This is a genomic window from Granulicella sp. WH15, from assembly GCF_009914315.1.
Classification (GTDB): domain Bacteria; phylum Acidobacteriota; class Terriglobia; order Terriglobales; family Acidobacteriaceae; genus Edaphobacter.
Genome location: NZ_CP042596.1, coordinates 3193150 through 3214862, shown reverse-complemented (window position 1 = coordinate 3214862; position 21713 = coordinate 3193150). Strand labels below are relative to the sequence as shown.

Here is a 21713-nt window from a genome sequence, read left to right as displayed (position 1 = left end):
TGGGGGCCATGGGGCGCGTGAAGAACTTCGAGGCGGTGCTAGAGCCGGACAACCGGATGCTGGGCTGGACGATTGCGCGGGTGCCCTTTGACCCCGCCGCGGCGTGGAAGGAGATGATCTGGCTGAGGGTGCGGGGAGAGGTCAACGGCTTCGCCTTCCGTAGCTCGCTCTTTCCTGACGCTCGCGGCGGCTTCTATGTGCTGGTGAGCCGGGCGATGCAGGCCGGGGCTGGCGTGCATCGCGGAGAGAAAGCCGAGTTTACGCTGGAGCCGGACCTTGAGGCTCGTCCAGCGGAGCTGCCGGACGAACTGGCGGCGCTGCTCGAAGACGAGCCGGGGCTGCGGGAGTGGTACGACGGCCTCTCCGAGTACATGCGGCGCGAGATGGGCAAGTGGGTGCTGGCGGTGAAGAGCGACGAGGCCCGGATACGTCGAGCCGAGCAGACAGCCGAGCGCCTGCTGGCCACGATGGAGGCAGAGGTGGAGTTGCCGCCGGAGATCGCGATTGCCTTTCGGCTTCGACCTAAGGCCAAGGCTGGTTGGGAACGGATGAGCCAGACGAAGCGACGGGCAGAGCTGATGGCGGTCTTTCATTACCTAAGCCCGGAGTCGCGGACCAAGCGCATCGGCAAGATGATGGACGAGGCGGAGAAGCACGGGGCTTCGGTCAAGGGCTAGTACGGACAAAGGAGCGACCGCCTTGGCAGTAAGCGCCAACGGCGCTATACCAGCCTGGGGCAACGTCCCAGGGGATGAGCCGCCAAGGTGTGAGGGCTGAAGGCCCGCCCTATTGTTAATGGGGTAATGGAAAGAAAGCATACCTCGGGGGCTAAAGCCCGCATCCGTGGTGGGTTTTGATGTCCGGGCTAAAGCCCGGACCTACCTCAGAAGCAGCGGCAACAGCAGAAGCAAAGACCAAGGCAAAAACAGATTCCTCCGCTTCGCTCCTGAATGACAACAAGAAAACAGGCAACGACGAAGATGCTCAAGCGAGGAGGCTTCGCACGCAGCGGAAGAATCCAGGGCCCCCATCTCTCAATTCTGAGATATGGGTTTTACTCAGTCGTTACGTGGTTGGCGTAAGCGTCCGTGCTTCGCTGGGCGCGGCGGCTGGCTCCTGATCCTGATACTGCAACTGGTACAGCTTGTAGTAGAGTCCGCGCTCGGCCAGCAGCTCCTGGTGCGTGCCCTGCTCGCGCAGCGTGCCCTTGTGCATCACCAGGATCGTGTCCGCCGACTGGATCGTCGAGAGCCGGTGCGCGATCAGGACCGACGTACGCCCCGTAATCATGCGCGAGAGCGCCAGCCGAACGCGGTGTTCCGTCTCGGTGTCTACCGAGCTGGTCGCTTCGTCCAGGATGAGGATGCCGGGGGCGTGCGCGAGGGCGCGGGCGAAGGAGATAAGCTGCTTCTGGCCGGTGCTCAGGCCGGCTCCGCGCTCGCGTACAGGCTCGGCGAACTGGAGCGGAAGCGTGCGGATGAAGTCGCCGACGTTGACCTCGTCGGCTGCCTGCTGCAACTGCTGGTCGGTGATCCAGCTCGACCCGAGCCGGATGTTGTCGGCCACGGTGCCGGAGAAGAGGAACGGGTCCTGCAATACGACGCCGAAGCGCCGCCGCAACTCATGCAGGTTGCGACATCGAATGTCCACGCCATCGACCAGGATCTCGCCGTGCTGGATGTCGTAGAAGCGCATCATCAGCGCGGTGATGGTGGTCTTGCCTGCGCCGGTGTGGCCGACGATGGCGGCGGTCTCGTTGGGATGAATTGCGAAGGAGACGTCGCGCAGAATCCACTCGACTGAGGGATCGTTGCGCCCGTCTGTATCTTGATCGAGTTTCTGATACGTAAACCAGACGTTGCGGAACTCGATCCTGCCGAACTCCGGGCTGGCCGGATCGACGGCCACGCACTCGGCGGGCGAGACGATGGCGGGGGCGGCGTCGAGCAGCTTGAAGACGCGCTCGGCCGCGGCCATGGCTGCTTGCAGAATGTTGTACTTGTCGCTCAGGTCCTGGATGGGCCGGAAGAACCGCTGCGCGTACTGGATGAAGGCGATCAGGATGCCGATGGTCAGCGGGCCGCCGATGCGCGTCTGGGCAGCGTGTATGCCGAGACTGTGCAGCACGCCAATGCCGCCGCGCCAGAGCACCAGCGCGATGGCGATCGAGCTGAGCAGCTCGACGATGGGGTAGTAAAGCGCGTAGGCGAAGATGGCGTCGGTCCACGCCTGCTTATTGCGCTGGTTGACAGCGGAGAAGTCCGAAAACGCCCGTGGTTCGCGGTTGAAGAGCTGCACGACGCTCATGCCGGAGACGTACTCCTGGGTAAAGGAGTTGATCTGCGCGGTAGCCGCGCGCTGGCGGCGGTAGCTCTCGCGGACGTGCCGCCGGAAGACGCCGGTTACATACAGGATCGCGGGGATGACCGAGAGGGCCAGCAGCGCCAGCGCCCAGTTCATCTGCAACATGATGGCCACGATGAAGACGAGGATAAAGACATCCTCGAAGATGGCCAGCACGCCCGAGGTGAACATCTCGTTCAGCGCGTCTACGTCGGAGGTGACGCGCGTGACCAGCCGCCCGACGGGATTGCGGTCGAAGAAGGCGACGTCCTGCGTCTGGAGGTGGCGGAAGATCTGGCTGCGCAGGTCGAACATGATCTTCTGCCCGGTCCACTGCATCAGGTAGGTCTGCAGGAACTCGAGGCCGAAGGTGAGCATGAGCGCGCCCAGATAGAGCGCGGCGAGCTGGGTGATGCCGACGAAGGGGACGGGGTTCAGGTGCCGGGCCAGCCAGCTCATGTGGGCTGGGCGGTTCGGGGTCATGTAGGTGTCGACCGCGACCTTGACCAGGAACGGTCCGGCGACGTCGCTGGCGGCCTTGATGACGATGGCCAGGGCGGAGATGGCGGTTTGCAGCTTGTAGGGGCGCAGATAGGTTAGCAGGCGGCGCATCAGCCGCGAATCGTAGACCTTGCCGACGACGTCGTCGTCGGGTGGGGTGGTCTTTTTCTTCTCTTCTGCCTGCTTGGTGTTCGCGGTTTCTTTGCTCATGCTCTGCTTCATTCTAGATGCTTGGGACGGGGGAAGGGTGCGGTTTATCTGTTGTTCACAGGCAGTTGAAAAAGAAAACACGCGAAGCGTCCAAAACCCCACGAAGTGGCGCCCGTCCGGCGTTAGGACGTTGTTGCTGTTGCTCCTGAAAACACATGAAAGAATCGTAACTATGCGCGAGTCCACCGGCGTCTATATCTCGATCCCGTTCTGCAAGGCCAAGTGCAGCTTCTGCAACTTCGCCTCGGGCGTCTTCGCGGCGGACCGGATCGCGGGCTATGTGGATCGGCTCTGCGCGGAGATTGCCGGGGCGCGTGCCTCGGCTGCGCGGCTGGGCGCGGAGCTGCCGGAGCACGTGGATACGGTCTACTTCGGCGGCGGAACCCCCAGCCTGCTGGAGCCTCGGGTGGTCGAGCGGATCTTTGCCGCGCTGCGTGGCGAGTTTACGGTTGCCGCCGACGCTGAGATCACGGTGGAGTGCGCTCCGGGGCAGCTTGAGGAGGCTACGCTCGAGCAGTATCAGCGCGAGGGGATGAACCGCGTGAGCTTTGGGGTGCAGAGCTTTATCGACCGCGAGAGCGCCTCCGTGGGGCGTCTGCACACAGGGGTCGAGTGCCTGGCGGAGATGGAGCGGATGCGGAGAGCCGGGGTCGGACAGCGCAGCCTCGACCTGATCGTCGGCCTGCCGCACCAGACGGTGGCCAGTTGGCGGTACTCGGTGGACGAGGCGCTGGCCAGCGGCGCGGAGCACGTCAGCGTCTATATGCTGGAGGTGGATGAGGACTCGCGCCTGGGGCGGGAGCTGCTGGCCTCGGGCGACCGCTACCGGGCCGGAGCGGTGCCGGACGAGGACTCCTGCGCCGATTGGTACGCCGAGGCCGTCGGGTGGCTGGGTGATGGTGGCGTCGCGCAGTACGAGATATCGAACTTCGCCCGGACGGGTTGCCGGTCGCGCCACAATATCAAGTACTGGCAGCGGAAGCCGTACATCGGCTTCGGATTGGATGCGCACTCGATGCTGCGCTCGGCCACAGACCCGATGGGCGCGGTGCGGTGGGCGAACCCGGACGAGATGGAGGGTTATCTTGGGCTTGGCGATGGGCTGGCTGCTCGTGCCCTTCCGGGGGTGATTGTGGACCGCATCGGTCGTCGAGAAGCTTTTGAGGAGACGCTCTTTCTTGGGCTGCGGATGAACTCCGGGGTAGAACTGGAGCGGCTGCGGGCTGACTTCGGGGCGCTGGTCGATGAGATTAGTCCGTCTCTGGCTGAGGTGCAGGAGGCTGGGTTGCTCACGCAGGAGGACGGCTGTTTGAGGCTTACTTCGGCGGGGCGCATGGTCTCGAATGAGGTCTTTGGGCGGCTATTGCTGGAGCCTGTCGCTTAGTTTCAAAGGCAACAGCAACAACGCCCTCGCGCCGGGCGGGCGGCACTTCGTGCGGTTTTGGACGCTTCGCGTGTTTTCTTCTTTTAGGATAGAGAAATACCCCGGTTCACAGAGACCCGCCGCATAGCTGCGACCTCACTTATAGGAGATGGAAACGATGGCACACTTGATTGACCTGCGCAGCGACACCGTAACCAAGCCCACACCCGCCATGCGCCACGCCATGGCCACCGCCGAGGTGGGCGACGACGTCTACAGCGAAGACCCGACCATCAACCGGCTCGAAGCCCGCGCCGCTGAGATCATGGGTCGCGAGGCCGCCATCTTCGTCCCCACCGGGACTATGGGCAACCAGATCGGCGTGCGGCTGCACACGCAGCACGGCAAAGAGGTCATTTGCGAGGCGCGCTCGCACATCCTCGACTGGGAGATGGCGATGGTCGCGGCCTTCGCGGGCTGCCAGTGCCGCACCGTCGCGGGCGAGCGCGGGATTCTGACGTGGGAGAAGATCAAGGCAGCCATCGCGCCGGTCATCTACTACAAAGCGCAGACGGCGCTGATCTGCCTCGAGAACACGCACAACATGGCCGGAGGCACGGTCACTCCGCTGGCGAACCTGAAGGAGATATGGGCCGGGGCGAAGGCCGCTGGACTGCCCGTTCATCTCGACGGCGCTCGCGTCTTTAACGCTGCCGCTGCCGCAGGTGTTTCGGTGGAAGAGCTGACCAGCGGTTTCGACACGGTGATGTTCTGCCTCTCGAAGGGCCTGGGTGCTCCGGTGGGGTCGATGCTGGTGGGGACGAAGGATCAGATCGCCGAGGCTCGCATACATCGCAAGGCGCTGGGCGGCGGAATGAGGCAGGCAGGAATCCTGGCGGCGGCGGGGCTGATCGCGCTCGAGGAGATGCCGAAGCGGCTGCATGAGGACCACGAGAACGCCCGGCTGTTGGCCGAGGCGGTTGCCGGTCAGGAGAGCGCGGAGATCGACCTTGAAGCCGTGCAGACTAATATCGTCATCTTCCAGTTGAAGGATAAGGGCGATGCTCCGGCCTTTGTGGCTGGGCTGAAGGAGCGCGGCGTTCTGGCCAGCGCGATCGGGCCGCACTCGGTGAGGTTTGTGACCCACTACGATGTCTCGCGCGAGGACTGCGCGGCGGCAGCTGAGATGGTGAAGCAGGCTCTGGGGGCGCTGGTTCCAGCGGCTGTTTAGCACTTCGTGCCGGCTTGGGGCTGTATCGGTAGATGGTCTCCTGCCTGTAGGCCTCCCGTTGGTCGGCAAAGCGATATTCGCTGCCGACCAACGGAAGGCCCTCAGAAGCTAACTTCCCCTTATCGCCCCGAGAACGGCACGAAGTGCTAATCCGACTCCATCTCCGTCGGTACGGGCTGAATCTCCGGATCGCTGGCCAGGAAGACGTGGACCGCGGTGCCGTGGCTGTCGGGAGCGATATCGCTCTCAATCTCGATCTCCCCTCCATGCCGTGTGACGATGCCCTGGCTGACCCACAGCCCGAGGCCGGTGCCGCGTTCGCCCTTGGTCGTGAAGAAGGGCTGGAAGAGGTGGCGGCGAACCTCCTCGGGGATGCCCGAGCCGTTATCCGCCACCGTAACGATAAAGCCCGGCAGACGCGTGCTGAGCGGCTTCGTACCGGCCGGGCTGGGCGTGGCCGTCACCTGCACGCTCCCGGCTTGGTCCTGCTGCTGCCCGGCTGCCTCGGCGGCGTTGGCCAGCAGGTTGGTGAAGACCTGGCGCAGCTCGGCGGGGAAGCCGTGGATGATGGTCTCCTTCGGCACATCGAGTGCGACTACGACCCCGAGGTCGGTGAAGCGGCGCTCCATCAGCAGCAGGATGGACTCCAGCATCTCGCGCAGGTCGATGGCGACCGGCGTGCGCGACTCGCGGTAGAGGCTGAGCATGGCGCGGCTGATCTGGGTGACGCGGGCGATCTCCTGCTTGGCCAGCAGCAGAAACTGCGCCGACTCCTCCGGGCTGGCTACCCCGTCCATGAGGAAGAGCAGGTTCGAGACCGAGTCCAGCGGGTTGTGGATCTCGTGCGCGATGGTGGCCGCGAGCCGCCCCGAGACGGCCAGCTTTTCGTTGGCAATGAGCGCGGCCTGCGACTTGCGGGCCATGGTGACGTCGCGGAAGACCAGCACAAACCCGATCAGGCGGCCGCCACGGTCGCGGATCGGCGCGCCCGAGTCGTCGATCATGATCTCGGTACCGTCCTTGCGGATGAGGATGGTGTTGCCGGGCAGCCGCACCACGTCATGGCTCCTGCGCATCAGCTCCAGCGGGTCTTCGAGCGGCTCGCGCGTGGTCTCGGAGAGGATGCGGAAGACGGTTTCGAGCGACTGGAGGTGGGCCTCCTCCTGGGTCCATCCGGTCAACTGCTCGGCCATCGCGTTCATGGACTCGATGCGGGCGTCGAGGTCGCAGGTGATGACGCCGTCGCCGATGGAGGCCAGCGTGGTGCGCAGCTTCTCCTCGGAGCGGAAGGTCTCCTCGATGCGCGTCTGCAGCACGCTGAGGGTCTGGCTGTAGGCATCGGTGACGCGGTGCAGCAACTGCCGCATGAAGATGCCGATGAGCAGTCCGGCCAGCAGCGTGAGTACGCCGAGAGCGAGAAAGGTGCGGCGTGCCTGGGTGTGCCAGCTCTCGGTCCGGGTGATGCGGCTCTGCTGCGCGGCGTGGACGATGCCGGCCAGCGCGGCGCGGAGGTCGTTCATCTCCTTGCGGCCCAGCAGGTTCAGCTCGACGTCGTCGGTGTGCCCCCCGGCCTTCACGGTGGCGATCAGGGGCTCGGCAAAGCCGTGCTCCCAGGTGGCCTGGGCGACGCGGACGGCTTCGATCCGCTGCAACTGCTCCTCCCGCGGCTTGGGGCGGGCCTCGGTCTTGGCGCTCTTTTCGAGAAGCTCGAGGTTGTGCTCGATCTGCGGCTGCGCGTCCAGATAAGACTGTAGAAAGGCCGGGTCGCCGGTGATCTGGTAGCCGCGCAGGCCGGACTCCTCATCGACGATGAGCCGCTCGATGAAGATGGTCTGGGCGATCTCGGCGCTGGAGGCCTGGATGAGCGCGACCGTATCGTGGGCGATCTTCATCTGCCAGAAGATAACCGCAGCCATAAAGATCAGGGAGACGACGGGAACGATCAGGACGAGCCGGAGGATGTGGTGGAACTGCCTGAGATTCAATTCATTTCCCCGCGTATCCGGCCCGAAGCTCATCGCCTGGCTCCCTATTTATTTGAATACAGACTACTTGGACGCAAACTATAGGGATTCCGACTGTATGGTGTCGGCAGGATTGAGAACCAGACGGCTCAGCTTCTCCAGCAGCACGGGGGCACCCTCGCCCTTGGTCATGCAGACGTTCACAACCTCTTTGACGTCGGCGGGCAGGTCAACGTAGGCGGAGAGCAGCAGGATGGGGACCTCGGGCTTGGTGTGGCGCATCCGCATGGCCACCTCGGCGCCGCTCATGCCGGGCATCGAGTAGTCCAGTACCACGGCCTGGATCGGCTCGCGGGCGAAGATCTCGAGGCCGAGCACCCCGTCGAGCGCGGTGAGGACGCGATAACCGGCGCGCTCGAGGAGCATACGACGCACCTGGAGCCCTACAGTCTCATCGTCCACGCACAGAATTAGGGGGGGTGTTCTCGACATGTTAAGACCCAGGGCTCCTGACCATACCAGCATAGCTGACGCGAGTAATGTTACGGAAACGCTTTGTCGGAATCGAGAAAAGAGTAATAATGGACCCCCGTAAGGATACAAAAGGACTTATATCGAGACAGGCCGGGAAAATCGAGCGGATTCATCGTATGTTTGCAATCGGACTGTTTCATTGCGATAACCTTGACTGCGATAGGGCTTAGGGCTGGAACGAGGATTTTTACATTGAGTCAGACGATATTCCTGCTGGAAGATGAGGCAGACATCTCCCGCCTGGTGCAGTACCACCTGGAGGGTGCTGGATACACGGTTCGTCCTTACCTGGCGATCGGGTCGATCGTAGCCGATGCCGAGAAGCAGCCACCTGCTCTATTTCTTCTGGACATCATGGTCCCGGGCGGAGACGGCATGGATCTCTGCCGCAGGCTGCGGCAGAACCCCAAGCTGAGCATCGTACCCATCATCTTTCTGACGGCGCGCGCCGCCGAGAACGACCGGGTTCACGGGCTGGAGCTGGGTGCCGACGACTATATTACGAAGCCGTTTGCGACGCGCGAGCTGGTAGCCCGGGTCAAAGCGGTTCTGCGCCGGTTCGAGCGGCCAACCGCGCCCTCGGTCATCAGCTTCGAGGACGTCGAGATCGACGCCAGCGCGATGCAACTGCGCGTCAAGGGTGAGCTGGTGACGACGACGGCGACCGAGTTCCGTCTGCTGGACTACCTGGCCCGGCATCCGGGGCGGGTCTTCAGCCGCGATCACCTGCTGGATGCGGTGTGGGGCGATGCGCGGTTCGTAACGCCGCGGTCGGTGGATGTGTATGTCCGGCGTATTCGCGAGAAGATCGAAGAAGATGCGGAGACGCCGCGCTATCTGAAGACGATGCGCGGAGCCGGATACCGGTTCGAGATTCCCAAGGTGACTGCGCAGGCCTCGTAGGCTGCGCGGTGGCGGTAGGGGTAGGCAGCCGCCACAGGGCGGTTGCGGCGACGAAGCAGCAATCGGCGAAGAGGTGGGGTTCCTGTCTCTGTACTCGACTGTCTCTCCTGTGGCCGGGCTTTGTCCGGATCGAGGCCAGGGCTGGGCAGGATCGGGGACGATTACGACAGGTAACGGTGGCGCAAGACAAGGCGTTTGCAAAGACGCGGGGGTTCAGGGGTGAGTCGGAGTCTGTTCCTCAATCTGCTGGTGCGGCTGGTGCTGGCGGTCGGGGTGGTGACGGCGCTGGACTGGTCGATCCACCGGGTAGACCCTGCGTTCTCCATCTTTGGAGATGTGCTGCTGCTGCTGGCGTGGGCCGCGCTGGTCTCGCTGTGGACGGCGCAGTCGCTGCGGCGAATTCTGCGTCCGTTGCAGGAGGCGGCAGCGCTGCTGGTGGAGGGCCGCCAGGGGCCGCTGGCGACGCGCTACCGCGACTTTGACGGGCTGGCGCTCTCGCTGGCCGCGGCCTCGGGCCAGGTGCAGCGAGCGCTGGAGCGGGCAGTGGAGAGCAGGCGCGAGCTGGAGTCGCTGCTCGACAGTATGCAGGACGCAGTGGTCGGGGTCGATAGCGCCGGGCGCATCCAGTGGACCAATCGGAATCTGCAGGGGATGATCCCGAGCGCCTCGGTCTCGGGCGCGGTCAAGATCGGCCACGCGCTGGTGCAGACGATCCGAGACCCGGAGGTGCTGGCCTGCGTGCGCACGGCGATTGAGGAGCGCGTGGTCAACGAGCGCAAGTCCACGTCGCTGGTGCCGGGGCGGATCTTCGAGATCAACGCCTCGCCCACGCCGGGGGGCGGCGCGGTGGCGGTGATGCACGACATCACCCGCATCGAAGAGGTGGAGCGGACCCAACGCGACTTCGTAGCCAACGTATCGCACGAGCTGCGCACGCCGCTGACCTCGATCACCGGCTACGTGGAGACGCTGCTCGACCACGAGGCATCCCTGAGCCCCGTGGCGCGGGACTTTCTGCGCACGATCCTGAAGAACGCGACGCGGATGAACCGGCTGACCGAGGATCTGCTGGTAATGGCCCGTGTCGAGGGGCCGAAGCAGGAACTGAACCCGGCCCCGGTCTCGGCGGCGCAACTGGTGCGGGACGCGGTGGCGTCCATGAGCGGGCTGGTGCAGGAGAACGGGGCGGTACTCGAGATTGGGCCGACGACCAAGTGCCAGGTCTTTGCCGATGCGGACTCGGTGATGCAGGTGCTGGGCAACCTCATTGAGAACGCGCTGAAGTATGGGCACGGCAAGGGCGAGGGCCGGACCCGCAGCGAAGAGGACCGTGCCCGCGTGGTGGTGAGCGCGCGTGAGGTCTCCGAGCCTTTTGACGCCGTGGAGTTCAGCGTGCGGGACTTCGGGCCGGGAATCGCCTCCGAGCACCTGACCCGGATCTTCGAGCGTTTCTACCGAGTGGATAAGACGCGGTCGCGGGAGTCGGGCGGCACCGGCTGGGCTGGCCATCGCGCGGCACATGGTCCACGCGCAAGGCGGCAGCATCCGGGCCGAGAGTGAGCTGGGAGCCGGGAGCAACTTCCTGTTTACCCTGCCCAAAGCCTTGTATCCGGTGCAGTAAGGGGAGATACGGTCTCTCCGCCGCTGGTCGGAGGCAGGGCCGGAAAGAAGCCGGACAGGGGACCGTGCAACTGTTTGCAGATGTCCGAAAGCATTGATTCTTTTCGTTTTTATGGCGATGTAACCGTACAGTAACACAGCTTGACGACACTAGATGCAGGTGCGCTGACTGTTCGCGTGACCTATTTGAGGGGGAGACTTTGAAACTGAACCTGATTGCAGCATGTGTCCTGTCCTTTACGGCAATGAGCGCGGTGCCGACGGCGCTGGCCCAGAACATCAACGGCGCGGGAGCGACCTTCCCCTATCCGATCTACTCGCGCTGGTTCACTGAGTATAGCCATGTGCACCCGGAAGTAAAGATCAACTACCAGTCCATCGGCTCGGGCGGCGGTATCCGCCAGGTCTCCGAAGGTACGGTGGACTTCGGCGCGACCGACGGTCCGATGACCGACGAGCAGCTGAGCGCCTCGAAGGTGAAGGTAATACACATCCCGACGGTTCTGGGAGCGGTGGTTCCGACCTACAACCTGCCGGGCGTGACCGCGGACCTGAAGTTCTCGCAGGATGCGATCGCGGGCATCTACCTGGGTAAGATCACCAAGTGGAACGATCCCGTCATCGCCAAGGACAACCCGGGCGTGAACCTGCCCGCGAAGGCGATCCTGCCGGTCTACCGTTCGGACGGGTCGGGCACGACCTACATCTTCACCGACTGGCTCTCGAAGGTCAGCCCGGAGTGGAACACCCGCGTGGGCAAGGCGACCAGCGTCAAGTGGCCGGTCGGCATCGGGCAGAAGGGCAACGAGGGCATCGCCGGAATGGTGCGCCAGTCGCCCTACTCGTTCGGCTACGTCGAGCTGATCTACGCGGTGACGAACAAGATGCAGTACGGTTCGGTCCGCAACGCTGCGGGCAAGTTCGTGAAGGCTTCGACCGAGGGCGTGACGGCTGCGGCGGCCGCGGCTGCGAAGAACATGCCTGCGGACTACCGGGTGTCGATCACGAACGCCGCGGGCGGGGATTCCTACCCGATCTCGAGCTTCACCTGGCTGCTGATCCCCACCAAGTCGGCTGATCCGGCCAAGGGCAAGGCGCTCCAGGGCTTCCTCCAGTGGATGCTCTCGACCGGCGAGGCCGAGGCTGCGCCGATGAGCTACGCTCCGCTGCCGAAGGCGGTCGCCGACCGCGTGAAGCAGACGATCGCGACGGTACACTAGAACGTAGCCGGCGTCAGGGTGGAGCATCCTGACGCCGGTCGTTGTGTTACCTTCACCGCAGTTCTTTTTTCTGGCAGGTTTTCAGTTTTCGGCGTCGAGCCGCCAGCCCCAATGTTGAACTCCACTCAGGACGCGACTCCCGACCGCATGACCGTTGATCCCGCATTCTCGAAGCCCGGCGCAATCGCACAGGCGCCATCCGTAACGAACTTTGTAGCGCCTGCCCCGCCTGTTGCCGACCCAGGGCCACCGTCGCCGATCCGCCTGTTCTTGAGCAAGCGTGGCAGCGGCAGCGTTCCGGATGGGATCTTCTTCGCGCTGATGTTGATCTGCGCGTGCAGCATCTTCGCGATTGTGGTCTTTATCGCGAGCATTTTGGTCGTTCGCTCGAAGCTCTCGCTGGCGGCGTTCGGACTCAAGTTCTTCTCCAGCCAGGAGTGGGACCCGGTAAGCGGATCCTTCGGCGCTCTGCCGTTCATCTACGGCACGCTGGCCACGTCGCTGCTGGCGCTGCTGATGGCGGTGCCGCTGGCGCTGGGCGTCGCGGTGTTCATCACCGAGCTTTGCCCCAAGGCGCTGCGGGCTCCGATCTCATTTTTGACTGAGCTTCTGGCCGCGATTCCGAGCGTGGTCTACGGCCTCTGGGCTGTCTTCGTGCTGGTGCCGCTGATGCGCGACCAGGTCGGCCCGCTCCTCTCGACGTACCTCGGCTGGACGGGCTTCTTCGAGGGCGCGAACTTCGGCGTTGGCCTGCTGACCGCGAGCATCATCCTCGCTATCATGATTCTGCCGATCATCTCTTCGATCACCCGCGACATTATGATGGCGGTGCCGAACAACCAGCGTGAGGCGGTGCTGGCGCTGGGGGCCACGCGCTGGGAGATGATCCGCATCGGCGTGCTGCGCAATGCGCGCATCGGCATCGTCGGCGCGGTGATCCTCGGTCTGGGCCGTGCGCTGGGCGAGACGATGGCCGTGACGATGGTGATCGGAAATCACCCGGTCATCTCGAAGAGTCTGTTTGCGCCGGGCTACACGCTGGCCAGCGTCATCGCCAATGAGTTCTCCGAGGCCACGGGCGACCTGTACCTGAGCGCCCTGATCGAGATCGGACTGGCTCTGTTCCTGGTAACGATTGTGGTGAACGCGATTGCGCGGCTTCTGGTCTGGGCCGTAACTCGCGGCGCACCGGCGAGGGTGGCCTAAGCGATGAGCACACAGCCGATGGCAATGGACCCGAAGCCCAGGGCGCCGATGGATTTCTCGACGCGAGCCATGCGTCTGAACACGGCGCGGCGTACGTTTACGAACTATTTTGTCAGCGGCCTTGCGATTCTGAGCACGATCCTGGTGATCGCGCCGCTGGTGGCGATCCTGGTGTACCTGCTGTACAAGGGCGCAAGCTCACTGAACCTCGACTTCTTCACCAAGATCCCCGCGCCGGTGGGCGAGCCGGGCGGCGGCATGGCGAACTCCATCGTGGGTTCGGCAATTGTGCTGGCGCTGTCGAGCGTGATGGGGATTCCGGTGGGCATCGCGGCGGGCGTCTATCTCGCGGAGTTCGGCCAGGGCAAGATGCTGGCGAACGCGGTGCGGTTTACGGCCGACGTGCTGAACGGCGTACCCTCCATCGTGATGGGCATTGCGATCTATTCGCTGATCGTGATGCAGCAGAAACACTTTTCGGCCTTTGCGGGTGGCGTGGCGCTGGCCATTATGATGGTGCCGACGATCACTCGCACCACCGAGGAGATGCTCTCGACGGTGCCTCATGCGATCCGCGAGGCGGCGCTGGGGCTGGGCGTGCCCAAGTGGCGCACGGTGGTTTCGGTCAGCCTGCGGACGGCTTCGCCGGGCATCATCACCGGCTGTATGCTGGCGTTCGCGCGCGTGGCGGGCGAGACGGCTCCGCTGCTGTTCACCGCCTTCGGCAACCAGTTCTGGAGCCTCAAGCTGAACGAGCCGATCGGCGCGCTGCCGCTACAGATTTACGTGTATGCCATCTCTCCCTACGATGAGTGGCACAGGCTGGCGTGGGCCGGGGCGCTGGTGCTGATTGTGATGATTATGGTTTCTGTGACGCTAGTGCGGGTGTTTGCAAACCGCGGTGCGCTGAAGGGTTCAAGCTAATGGGAGTTGGGATTCAAGTCGAACATTTGAACGCATGGTATGGCACGACGCATACGTTGCAGGACATCAATCTGCACATCCCGGCCAACCATGCGACGGCGCTGATCGGGCCTTCGGGCTGCGGCAAATCGACGTTTGTGCGCTGCCTGAACCGGATGCACGAGACCAACCCGATTGCGCGGGCGACGGGCACGGTGAAGATGGGCGATGTGGACATCTACAGCGACGCCTCGCCGGTGGAGATACGGCGGCGCGTGGGCATGGTGTTCCAGCGGCCCAATCCGTTTCCCACCATGTCGATCTACGACAACGTGGCCAGCGGGCTGAAGCTGAACGGCTTTCGCAACCGCGCCATTCTGGACGAGACGGTGGAGCGCTCGCTGAAGCAGGCGGCGCTGTGGGAAGAGGTCAAGGACGACCTGAAGAAGAAGTCGGGCGCGAGCCTCTCGGGCGGACAGCAGCAGAGAATGTGCATCGCGCGCGCGCTGGCGGTCGATCCCGAGGTGCTGCTGATGGACGAGCCGGCCTCGGCGCTGGACCCGGTCTCGACCTCGAAGATCGAGGACCTGATCTTCCAGCTCAAGAGCCAGTACACCATTGTGATCGTGACGCACAACATGCAGCAGGCGGCGCGCGTGGCCGAGAACACGGGCTTCTTCCTGAACGGCAAGCTGGTGGAGTTCGATTCGACGCACAAGATCTTTACGCGGCCCAGTGATAAGAGGACGGAGGACTACATCACCGGGAGGTTCGGATGACGCGGATCAAATTTCAGCAGAGCCTCGACGATCTGAAAGAAAAGCTTCTGGTGATGGCGGGGATGGCCGAGCAGGCCATTCAGCGTTCGATCGAAGCCTACCGGACGCGGGATATGTCGATCTGCGAGTTGGTCTTCCGGTCCGAGCCCGCGATCAACCGGCTGGAGCGCGAGATCGACCAGATGGCGCTGGACCTGCTGGCGATGGAGCAGCCGATGGCCATCGACCTGCGCTTCATTCTTTCGGTCATCCGGATCAACGCGGACCTCGAGCGGGTGGGCGACCAGGCGGTGAATATCGCGGTGCGCGTGCGCGAGATGGGCGCGTTTGCCAACTACGATCTGCCGGTGGATATTCCGAAGCTGGCGTCGTTATCGGCCGCGATGGTGCGCAAGGCGTTGCAGGCGTTTATCGAGGCCGATGCGGAGCTAGCGCAGGCGGTGCTGGCGCTCGACGACCAGGTGGATGACATGAACGACGCAGCGTTTTATGCGTTGAGCACGCTGATCGGCGAGAAGCCAGAGCTGACTCCGCAGTCGCTGAACGCGTTGATTATTGCGCGGAACCTGGAGCGGGTGGGGGATCATGCGACGAATATCGCGGAGGATGTGATCTTCTGGGTTCGCGGCGCGGACGTTCGCCACAATACGACACCGGCCTAAACGTTTCATACAGTGTGATCCTCCCGTTGGTCAGAGCATTTTTGTTTCCGACCAACGGGAGGACCTTTGCTTTCAAATCACCCAGACAAGGATGAAAGTCACGAAGTGACCGCCCCGCGCGCAGCGGGCCCGTCCGGCAGGACAGGAGCCTCCCACCAGATAAGCTGCGGCAAGCTGGGGAAGTAGAGGGCCAGCCGGAGGGGTTGGCCGGGAGCGGCCAGCTCATCGGCGTAGCCCTCCAGTTGCTGAGCGTGCCTCTGGCGTTCTACTTCGAGATCTTCGACGTTGGCGGTCTTGTAGTCGACGATCCAGAGGTGGCTTTCTCCCTCGGATAAGGGCGTGGGACCGGCGAGGAAGACGCGGTCGGCGCGGAGTGTGTGCGGGGCACCGTCGCGGAGGGAGACCTGCTCGTGTTCGGTGGCGGCTGCGGGGTGAGGGCCGAGGAGCCATAGCCCTTCGGGGTCGCGCAGTGCGGCGGTTAGTGCGTCGATGGCGCGGGCGGAGTGGCTCTCGACGAGAGCCGGGGGCAGGCCGGAGGCCCGGAGGATGGCGGCGGCACGCGGAGTCCAGCGGGGAAGCTCGGCTAGCAGGTCGGCCGAGGTTGTGCCCGAGGCGAGCTGGGCGGTGATCTGCTCGAGCAGGGCGTGGACGGCGTTGCCGTAGGTCCGGGCGGCGAAGGAGCCTTCGGAGCGGGTGAAGATGGGGGCGAGCCTCTGCGGCCGGGCGGGCGTGAAGAGCGGCGCGGGTTGCTGAGGGAGATAGTTGGCCGGGACTCGCTGGAGCGGTAGGGCGCGGGAGAGCTTTGGGGAGGATTCTGGCTCCGCCTCGGCGGCTATTTTGAAGACTACGTCTGGCTCGGCTGGGGCGGCGGCGTTGAGGAAGTGCGGCTCGGCGGCGGGCCAGGCGGCTCCGAGGAGGCTTGTGGAGGGGACTGAGGCGGCTCCGTCTTTCTTGGCCTTGGGGGAGGCGAAGAGGTGCAGCTCTTCGCGGGCGCGGGTGCAGGCCACGTAGAAGAGGCGCTTGCGCTCGGCGGCTTCGCGGGATTTCTCCACGCCCTGAATCCAGGTGGTGAGGCCGTCGGTCTGGCGGCCCTTGCCGGGGATGGGGGCCAGGATGCCGGGGGCTTGGTCTTCCTCTTCGGAGTCGTCCGTGGACTCTATCTCCAGCCAGCTCAGCAGACGGCCCGTGGAGCTGCGGCCTATCTTTTCGAGCGCGGGGACAAAGACGACGTCCCACTCCAGGCCCTTGGCCTTGTGAATGGTCATCAGGTCGATGGCTCCGGGGTGGACGGACGGCTCGGCGAAGAGGCGGGCGAGGCGGTCGGTGAGCGTGGTCAGCTCGAGTCGGCCGCCGGGCTCTTCGAGTTGGTCGAGGAGCGAAAAGAAGCGGTTGGCGTTGCGGCTGGCCTCCTCGTCCGAGCAGTCGGCCATGCCCAGCGAGTGCCAGGTCCGCTCGATCAGCTCGGCGAGGGGCAGGCGGCCTCGCCGGGCGAGGGCGGCGCGCAAGATCGGGTAGACGCGGGAGATGCGCTCGATGCCGTCCTCGGATAGCTCCTCGCCGCGTATCTCGATGAGGTGGAAGACGGTCTCCTCGGCGAAGGCGTGGTCGTCGGCCCCGGCGAGCTGGTGCAGGTCGGCCAGCGTGAGGCCGCAGGCGGGCGAGCGCAGCAGGGCGAACCAGGCGGTGCGGTCGGCGGGGTGGAGCAGGGCGCGGGTGAGCGCGGTCAGGTCGAGGATCTCCTGGCGGTCGGCGAGCGGCTCGATCTCGACGGCGCGGAAGGGCAGGCGGGCGAGCTTGAGGGCGTCGATGATCTCGTGCAGGTGGCGCTTGTTGCGGACGAGGACGGCGATGCTGGTGCCGGGGTTGCGGCTGCGCCACGCGGCGGCGATGCTGGCGATCTCGCTGGCATTCTGGCCGGGTTGGGTTGAGTCGTCAGTCAGGCTGGCGTGCCACGCGAAGGCGGCGTCGCCGGTGGCCTCGCGGACGGCGGAGGCGGCGACGTAGGGCACCTGCTCGGGCTGGGTCGGGTCGGGCTTCAGGGGGAAGAGACGGGCGAAGGTCTCGTTGAAGGCGGTGACCAGCGTGCGCTGCGAGCGGAAGTTGGCCGTGAGCTGGAGCGGCGTCAGGGGGATGTCGCCGAGACGGCGCTCGAGCAGCGTGTGGACGAAGCGCTCCACGCGGGCCTGGCGGAAGAGGTAGATGGACTGCTTGGGGTCGCCGACGAGGAAGACGGTCTGGCTGCGGCCGTCCCAGTTCTGGGTGAGGAGCTGGATCAGCTCGTACTGGCCGGTGGAGGTGTCCTGCATCTCGTCGACGAGCAGGTGCTGGAGCCTCATGCCCAGCGCGGTGGAGAGGTCGTCCTGGGCGTCTTCGCGGCGCAGTGCGGACTTGGCCAGCAGCGATATCTCGGTGAAATCGCACTCGTTGCGCTCAGCGAAGACGAGCTGCAGCTCGACCAATGCGCGGGAGAGGATCTGGAAGAGGGCCTTGGTGATGCGCCACTGGTCGGCGGGGTACTGGAGCGGCGGCAGAGCGAGCAGGGAGCAGAGAATTTCGACGAGGCCGGGAGTATTGCTGAAACGGGCGACCAGCTCTTTGAGGTCGGCCCGGTCCTTGGGGGTGGTCTCGAAGAGGATCTGGTTCTTGTTGAAGCCGCCGCGCCAGTTCTGCTGGGACGGCGTAATGACGAGGTGGACCAGCGAGCGCCAGTGGGCGAGGTCTGCGGCGGCCTGTCCGGGGGCGGAGGTCAGCTCGCGGCAGATCGTGATGGGGGATTCGGCTCCCTTGTAGCCCTCGGCCCAGGCCAGTCGGCTGGCCAGCAGGGTTAGTTCGGCCAGCAGATCTTGCGGGATGACCTGCGCGATCCGGGTGAGGGTGCGGCAGACGACCTGTTCGAGGGCGCGTTCGAGCTTGGGCAGGACGACGGTGTCGAGGTACTGTTCGTCGAGGTCGCGCCGGGTGAGCGGGACCAGCTCGCCCCACTGGTCGCGCCAGGAGAGCATGTTGGCCAGCAACTGCTCGCAGTTGGACAGGTTGCCGTCGCGGTGCAGCAGCAGGGTTTCGAGCGCGGCGTTCAGCGCGGCGTCGGGGCCGCCGAGCTGCATCAGCGTCCGGCGGGCGGCCTGCTGGTAGAGGCCGGTGGCGGGCTCGACCGGCGTGGCCGAACCGGCGCTGCCCGAGAGGATGGGGAGCGAGCGGGCGATCTGCGCGCAGACGGCGTCGATGGTGCGGATGTTGAAGCGTTGCGGCGACTCGATCAGGTTCCACCCGGCCTCGCGGTCGCGGGCCACGACGGCCTCGGCGAGCGGCCGGGTGTCGCGGTCGAAGGCGTTCTTCGGGGGGATGGCGTCGCGGGCGTCGGTGAGCTGGCCGAGGACGCGCTCGCGCATCTCGGCCGTGGCCTTCAGGGTGAAGGTGATGGCGAGAACCTGCGCGGGATCGGTGACGGCGGGGTCGGTGAGGAGCTTGAGGTAGCGGCGGATGAGGAGGCCGGTCTTGCCGGAACCGGCTGGCGCTTCGATCAGAAACGACCGTTGGATGTCGAGGGCTTCCTCTCGCGCCGCGGCGTCGGAGATGGCGGGCGGGGTGGGGAAGAGGAGGAGGTTAGGACTGGGGTTATTCATGGGCCAGCTCGCTTTCCTCGGACTCTTCTTCGGAGAAGGTGGCCAGATTGAGGCGGCAGAGGAGGCGCTGGCCGCAGTGCTGGCAGGTGTTGGGGTAGCGTTTGGGATCGACGCGGGCGTCTCCGGCGGCGAACTCCTCGGCCAGAGCGGTGAGGACGCGCCGCCACTCCTCGAGCTGGGATTCGAGTGGGAGCTGGTTCTTGGCAGTGGAGGCGAAGACCTCGGGTGTGGAGGCGAAGCCGGTCAGGGCCAGGTCGTCCCCGGCGCGGAGCAGGGCGAAGGCCACGCCGCCGAGCGGGGTTCCGTCCGGGCGCGGCCACGCGGGCTGGATGGCGTAGAGCGGAAGCTGGGGGGCGTCGGGGCGGTCGGAGAGCCACTCGGCGGGAGAGGCGTGGCCGGTCTTGTAGTCGAGGATGAGGTCGCCGCCGCTGGTCTCGTCGATGCGGTCGGCGCGGAGTTGCAGGTGCAGGGGGCCGATGTGGGCTTCGAGTTTCTCCTCCTGCTGGCGGACGAGGAAGGGCGGGCGGGTCAGCTCGAAGTCGAGCCACGGGCGCAGGAGCTGGCGCAGGCGCTCGCGTTGGAGGGACAGGTAAGCCTCATCCCAGGTGGTCTGGGTAAGGCGGCGAGAGCGCCCGAGGGCCGCGTCGATGCAGCGGTCGAGCGTGGCGTGGCGCTGGTTTTCGGTCAGGGACTTCAGGGTCTCCTGGTCGCGGACCTCGTCCCAGAAGGTCTCCATGATCTTATGGACGTCGACGCCGCGCTCGAGCGCGTTCATGCCGGGGTCGCGGGCGTCGATGGCGGAGGAGCCGAGGCGATGTTCGGCGAAAGCGCGGAAGGCGCAGGCGGCCTGGTGTTGCAGGAGCTGGGAGCCGCCCCGGCTGGGGTGGTCGGGCGGGTAGGGTGGTGGCGGCTGGTCGGGCACGGACTCGAGCGGGAGCGCGGTGCGGGTGGGCTCGGGGATGGGGTCGTAGGGGGTGAGACCGAGAGGCTCGAGTAGAGGCGACGGGTGCTGGTGGCCGTCGGCGAGCGTGGCCGAGTAGCTGAAGACGACGGTGGGGGCGGCGCTGGCCAGCCGGGCAGTCAGGCGCTGGGCGGCCCCGCGGTCACGGGCGGCGTCGGCTCCGGGCATGGCCAGCTCCTGCTGGATGTGCCAGGGCAGAAAGGGCGTGGTGGAGGGCTGCGGGGGCCAGCTCAGCTCGCCCGCGCCGAGGACCCAGGCGGCGTCGAAGCGGGAGCCGGAGGCTTCGAGCGGGCCTAGGATCTGGATGGGCGCGTCGTGCGACTCGGGGGCGAAGATGGCCTGGGTGGCGATGCGGGTGAGTGCCCGGAGGGCCATCGTGGGGGTGGCGCGGGAGCCGTCGAAGTCGAGCGTGGCCAGCTCATCGAGCGCGGACTCCCACCGCCGCAGGGCCTGGAAGGTGGTGGAGTCCTCGCCCGCTCGGACGGACCAGCGGGTAGCTTCGAGGGCGGCGCGGAAGGCGTCGGCGTGCTCGGCGTACGGGCGCTCGGTGGTGTCGGCTGCGCTGCGGCGTAGGGCACGGAGGCGGAGGAGCAGGTCGGTTAGCTGCTCGCTGCGCTTGGCGGTGGCCACGGAGGCGATGGCCTGGTCGAGCGTTAGCTCGGGGCGGAGCATACGGGACTGGCGCAGCTCGAAGGCGTCGAACTCGGCGGCGGCGGCGGCGGCCTCATCTCCCAAGGCTGCGCCGAAGTACGGCGAGAGCAGCAGGGCGCTGATCGTGTCGAGCGGGAGCGGCTGCTGGGTCCAGCGGAGGAGGTCGAGCGCTGTGGCGACCAGCGCGGTGCTGGCCAGCGGGGTGCCGAGGGAGAACTCGTAGGGAGCGGCGGCTGTGGAGGCGATGTCCTCCAGCTCGGGGGCCAGGATCTCGCGGAAGACGCGGGCGATCAAGGGCTTGCGGTCTTCGAGGCCGGGGACGATGACGCCGATGCGGGCGGCAGGGGCGGCTGTGAGGACGCTCCGTGCCCAGTGGGCGGCGGCGCGGATCTCGGATAGATCGTCGGCGCAGGCGGCCAGTTGACGGTCGTGGGCTTCGGTTGCAGGTTGGTAGTGGGTAACGGGGGTTAGGGAGGCGAAGAGGGACGTATAGGCGGGCGGCGGGGTGTCGAAGCCGACTAGCAGCAGGCCGTTTATGGCGAGGCCAGCCGCTCCAAGGGCGGCGGGAAGTTCGGCGCGGGTGAGCCAGGACTCGCGTTGCAGGCGACGCTCGAAGGCCACGGCCCAGCGCTGGAAGGCGCGGGTGTCGGTGCTGGTGCTGAGGGTGCGGAGGCGGGAGCGGCCGTTGTAGAGGTGCAGTCGCGACCAAGCCTCGGCGGCCATCTGGGCCAGCGAGTCGAGCGAGCGCGTCGTCTCTGAGGAGCTTTCCGCTGCAAGGACTGCTCGCCAGATGGCGTGCTCCTGGGCGGGGTTCAGGAGCACCCGGTCGGTCTTGCCTGCGAGCAGAATCTGGTGCCAGAGGCCGGTGGCCCAGGTGTCGAAGGCGAAGATGGAGGGACTGTGCCAGCGGGTGCGGCCCTCGGCCTGCATCGCTGCGTTGAAGTCGCGGCGGAGGGTGCGGGCGGCGCGCTGGTTGGAGGTGACGATCTCGCCGCCGTCGGCCAGGGCTTGTGCGATCTCGGGTGGCAGGGGCATCTCT

15 protein-coding genes are annotated in these 21713 nt (G+C 65.6%); 10 read left to right on the top strand and 5 right to left on the bottom strand.

Annotation, left to right across the window (positions count from 1 at the left end; all coding sequences use genetic code 11):
- The first annotated feature begins 8 nt into the window (after window positions 1-8).
- Window positions 9-677 carry a YdeI/OmpD-associated family protein gene (locus FTO74_RS13385; protein ID WP_255462264.1) on the top strand — a complete coding sequence of 223 codons (669 nt, stop codon included), beginning with the start codon at window positions 9-11 and terminating at the stop codon, window positions 675-677.
- A gap of 388 nt (window positions 678-1065) precedes the next feature.
- Here the strand turns inward: FTO74_RS13385 and FTO74_RS13380 are convergent, their stop codons facing one another.
- Window positions 1066-3054 (bottom strand): ABC transporter ATP-binding protein, encoded by a 1989-nt coding sequence (locus tag FTO74_RS13380; RefSeq protein WP_162538590.1) that lies wholly within the window; start codon window positions 3052-3054, stop codon window positions 1066-1068.
- A 172-nt stretch (window positions 3055-3226) separates the two neighbouring features.
- On the opposite strand from FTO74_RS13380, the gene hemW reads away from it, so the two are divergent.
- Together hemW and FTO74_RS13370 are read left to right on the top strand one after the other, a co-directional pair.
- Window positions 3227-4438 (top strand): radical SAM family heme chaperone HemW, encoded by a 1212-nt coding sequence (gene hemW, locus FTO74_RS13375; RefSeq protein ID WP_162538589.1) that lies wholly within the window; start codon window positions 3227-3229, stop codon window positions 4436-4438.
- A gap of 148 nt (window positions 4439-4586) precedes the next feature.
- The gene (locus tag FTO74_RS13370; RefSeq protein WP_162538588.1) at window positions 4587-5648 is read left to right on the top strand and encodes a GntG family PLP-dependent aldolase; all 1062 of its coding nucleotides are present in this window, start codon (window positions 4587-4589) and stop codon (window positions 5646-5648) included.
- 146 nt (window positions 5649-5794) lie between these two features.
- Here the strand turns inward: FTO74_RS13370 and FTO74_RS13365 are convergent, their stop codons facing one another.
- A complete protein-coding gene (locus tag FTO74_RS13365) occupies window positions 5795-7633 on the bottom strand; it encodes an ATP-binding protein (protein WP_162538587.1) in 1839 nt (612 codons plus the stop codon).
- A gap of 78 nt (window positions 7634-7711) precedes the next feature.
- The gene (locus tag FTO74_RS13360) at window positions 7712-8104 is read right to left on the bottom strand and encodes a response regulator (protein ID WP_162538586.1); all 393 of its coding nucleotides are present in this window, start codon (window positions 8102-8104) and stop codon (window positions 7712-7714) included.
- Between the two features lie 234 nt (window positions 8105-8338).
- Between FTO74_RS13360 and FTO74_RS13355 the strand changes: the two genes are divergently transcribed.
- The 7 genes from FTO74_RS13355 to phoU all read left to right on the top strand — a co-directional run bounded on the left by FTO74_RS13355 (window position 8339) and on the right by phoU (window position 15439).
- Window positions 8339-9049: a response regulator transcription factor gene (locus FTO74_RS13355; protein ID WP_162538585.1), complete on the top strand. Its 711-nt coding sequence runs from the start codon at window positions 8339-8341 to the stop codon at window positions 9047-9049.
- Between the two features lie 219 nt (window positions 9050-9268).
- Complete coding sequence (locus FTO74_RS13350; RefSeq protein ID WP_255462263.1) at window positions 9269-10609, top strand: histidine kinase dimerization/phospho-acceptor domain-containing protein; 1341 nt, start codon at window positions 9269-9271, stop codon at window positions 10607-10609.
- A gap of 260 nt (window positions 10610-10869) precedes the next feature.
- Complete coding sequence (pstS, locus tag FTO74_RS13345) at window positions 10870-11889, top strand: phosphate ABC transporter substrate-binding protein PstS (protein ID WP_255462262.1); 1020 nt, start codon at window positions 10870-10872, stop codon at window positions 11887-11889.
- Between the two features lie 111 nt (window positions 11890-12000).
- A complete protein-coding gene (gene pstC / locus FTO74_RS13340; protein WP_255462261.1) occupies window positions 12001-13095 on the top strand; it encodes a phosphate ABC transporter permease subunit PstC in 1095 nt (364 codons plus the stop codon).
- Window positions 13096-13098: 3 nt separating this feature from the next.
- Window positions 13099-14019: a phosphate ABC transporter permease PstA gene (gene pstA, locus FTO74_RS13335; RefSeq protein ID WP_255462260.1), complete on the top strand. Its 921-nt coding sequence runs from the start codon at window positions 13099-13101 to the stop codon at window positions 14017-14019.
- Window positions 14019-14777 carry a phosphate ABC transporter ATP-binding protein PstB gene (gene pstB, locus FTO74_RS13330; protein WP_162538584.1) on the top strand — a complete coding sequence of 253 codons (759 nt, stop codon included), beginning with the start codon at window positions 14019-14021 and terminating at the stop codon, window positions 14775-14777. Before pstA ends, pstB begins: the two co-directional genes overlap by 1 nt.
- Window positions 14774-15439: a phosphate signaling complex protein PhoU gene (gene phoU / locus FTO74_RS13325; RefSeq protein WP_162538583.1), complete on the top strand. Its 666-nt coding sequence runs from the start codon at window positions 14774-14776 to the stop codon at window positions 15437-15439. Before pstB ends, phoU begins: the two co-directional genes overlap by 4 nt.
- A 98-nt stretch (window positions 15440-15537) precedes the next feature.
- On the opposite strand, the gene FTO74_RS13320 is transcribed toward phoU, so the two are convergent.
- Window positions 15538-19062 carry a UvrD-helicase domain-containing protein gene (locus tag FTO74_RS13320; protein WP_162538582.1) on the bottom strand — a complete coding sequence of 1175 codons (3525 nt, stop codon included), beginning with the start codon at window positions 19060-19062 and terminating at the stop codon, window positions 15538-15540.
- Window positions 19055-21709, bottom strand: a complete 2655-nt coding sequence (locus FTO74_RS13315; protein ID WP_162538581.1) for a PD-(D/E)XK nuclease family protein — start codon at window positions 21707-21709, stop codon at window positions 19055-19057. The genes FTO74_RS13320 and FTO74_RS13315 overlap by 8 nt, the downstream gene beginning before the upstream one ends.
- Window positions 21710-21713: the final 4 nt, after the last annotated feature.

What these genes read in the sequence shown, in the direction of transcription:
- FTO74_RS13385 (WP_255462264.1), top strand. Translation starts at nt 9, where the DNA reads ATGGGGCGCGTGAAGAACTTCGAGGCGGTGCTAGAGCCGGACAACCGG.
- FTO74_RS13380 (WP_162538590.1), bottom strand. Translation starts at nt 3,054, where the DNA reads ATGAGCAAAGAAACCGCGAACACCAAGCAGGCAGAAGAGAAGAAAAAG.
- hemW (WP_162538589.1), top strand. Translation starts at nt 3,227, where the DNA reads ATGCGCGAGTCCACCGGCGTCTATATCTCGATCCCGTTCTGCAAGGCC.
- FTO74_RS13370 (WP_162538588.1), top strand. Translation starts at nt 4,587, where the DNA reads ATGGAAACGATGGCACACTTGATTGACCTGCGCAGCGACACCGTAACC.
- FTO74_RS13360 (WP_162538586.1), bottom strand. Translation starts at nt 8,104, where the DNA reads ATGTCGAGAACACCCCCCCTAATTCTGTGCGTGGACGATGAGACTGTA.
- pstC (WP_255462261.1), top strand. Translation starts at nt 12,001, where the DNA reads ATGTTGAACTCCACTCAGGACGCGACTCCCGACCGCATGACCGTTGAT.
- pstA (WP_255462260.1), top strand. Translation starts at nt 13,099, where the DNA reads ATGAGCACACAGCCGATGGCAATGGACCCGAAGCCCAGGGCGCCGATG.
- pstB (WP_162538584.1), top strand. Translation starts at nt 14,019, where the DNA reads ATGGGAGTTGGGATTCAAGTCGAACATTTGAACGCATGGTATGGCACG.
- phoU (WP_162538583.1), top strand. Translation starts at nt 14,774, where the DNA reads ATGACGCGGATCAAATTTCAGCAGAGCCTCGACGATCTGAAAGAAAAG.
- FTO74_RS13320 (WP_162538582.1), bottom strand. Translation starts at nt 19,062, where the DNA reads ATGAATAACCCCAGTCCTAACCTCCTCCTCTTCCCCACCCCGCCCGCC.
- FTO74_RS13315 (WP_162538581.1), bottom strand. Translation starts at nt 21,709, where the DNA reads ATGCCCCTGCCACCCGAGATCGCACAAGCCCTGGCCGACGGCGGCGAG.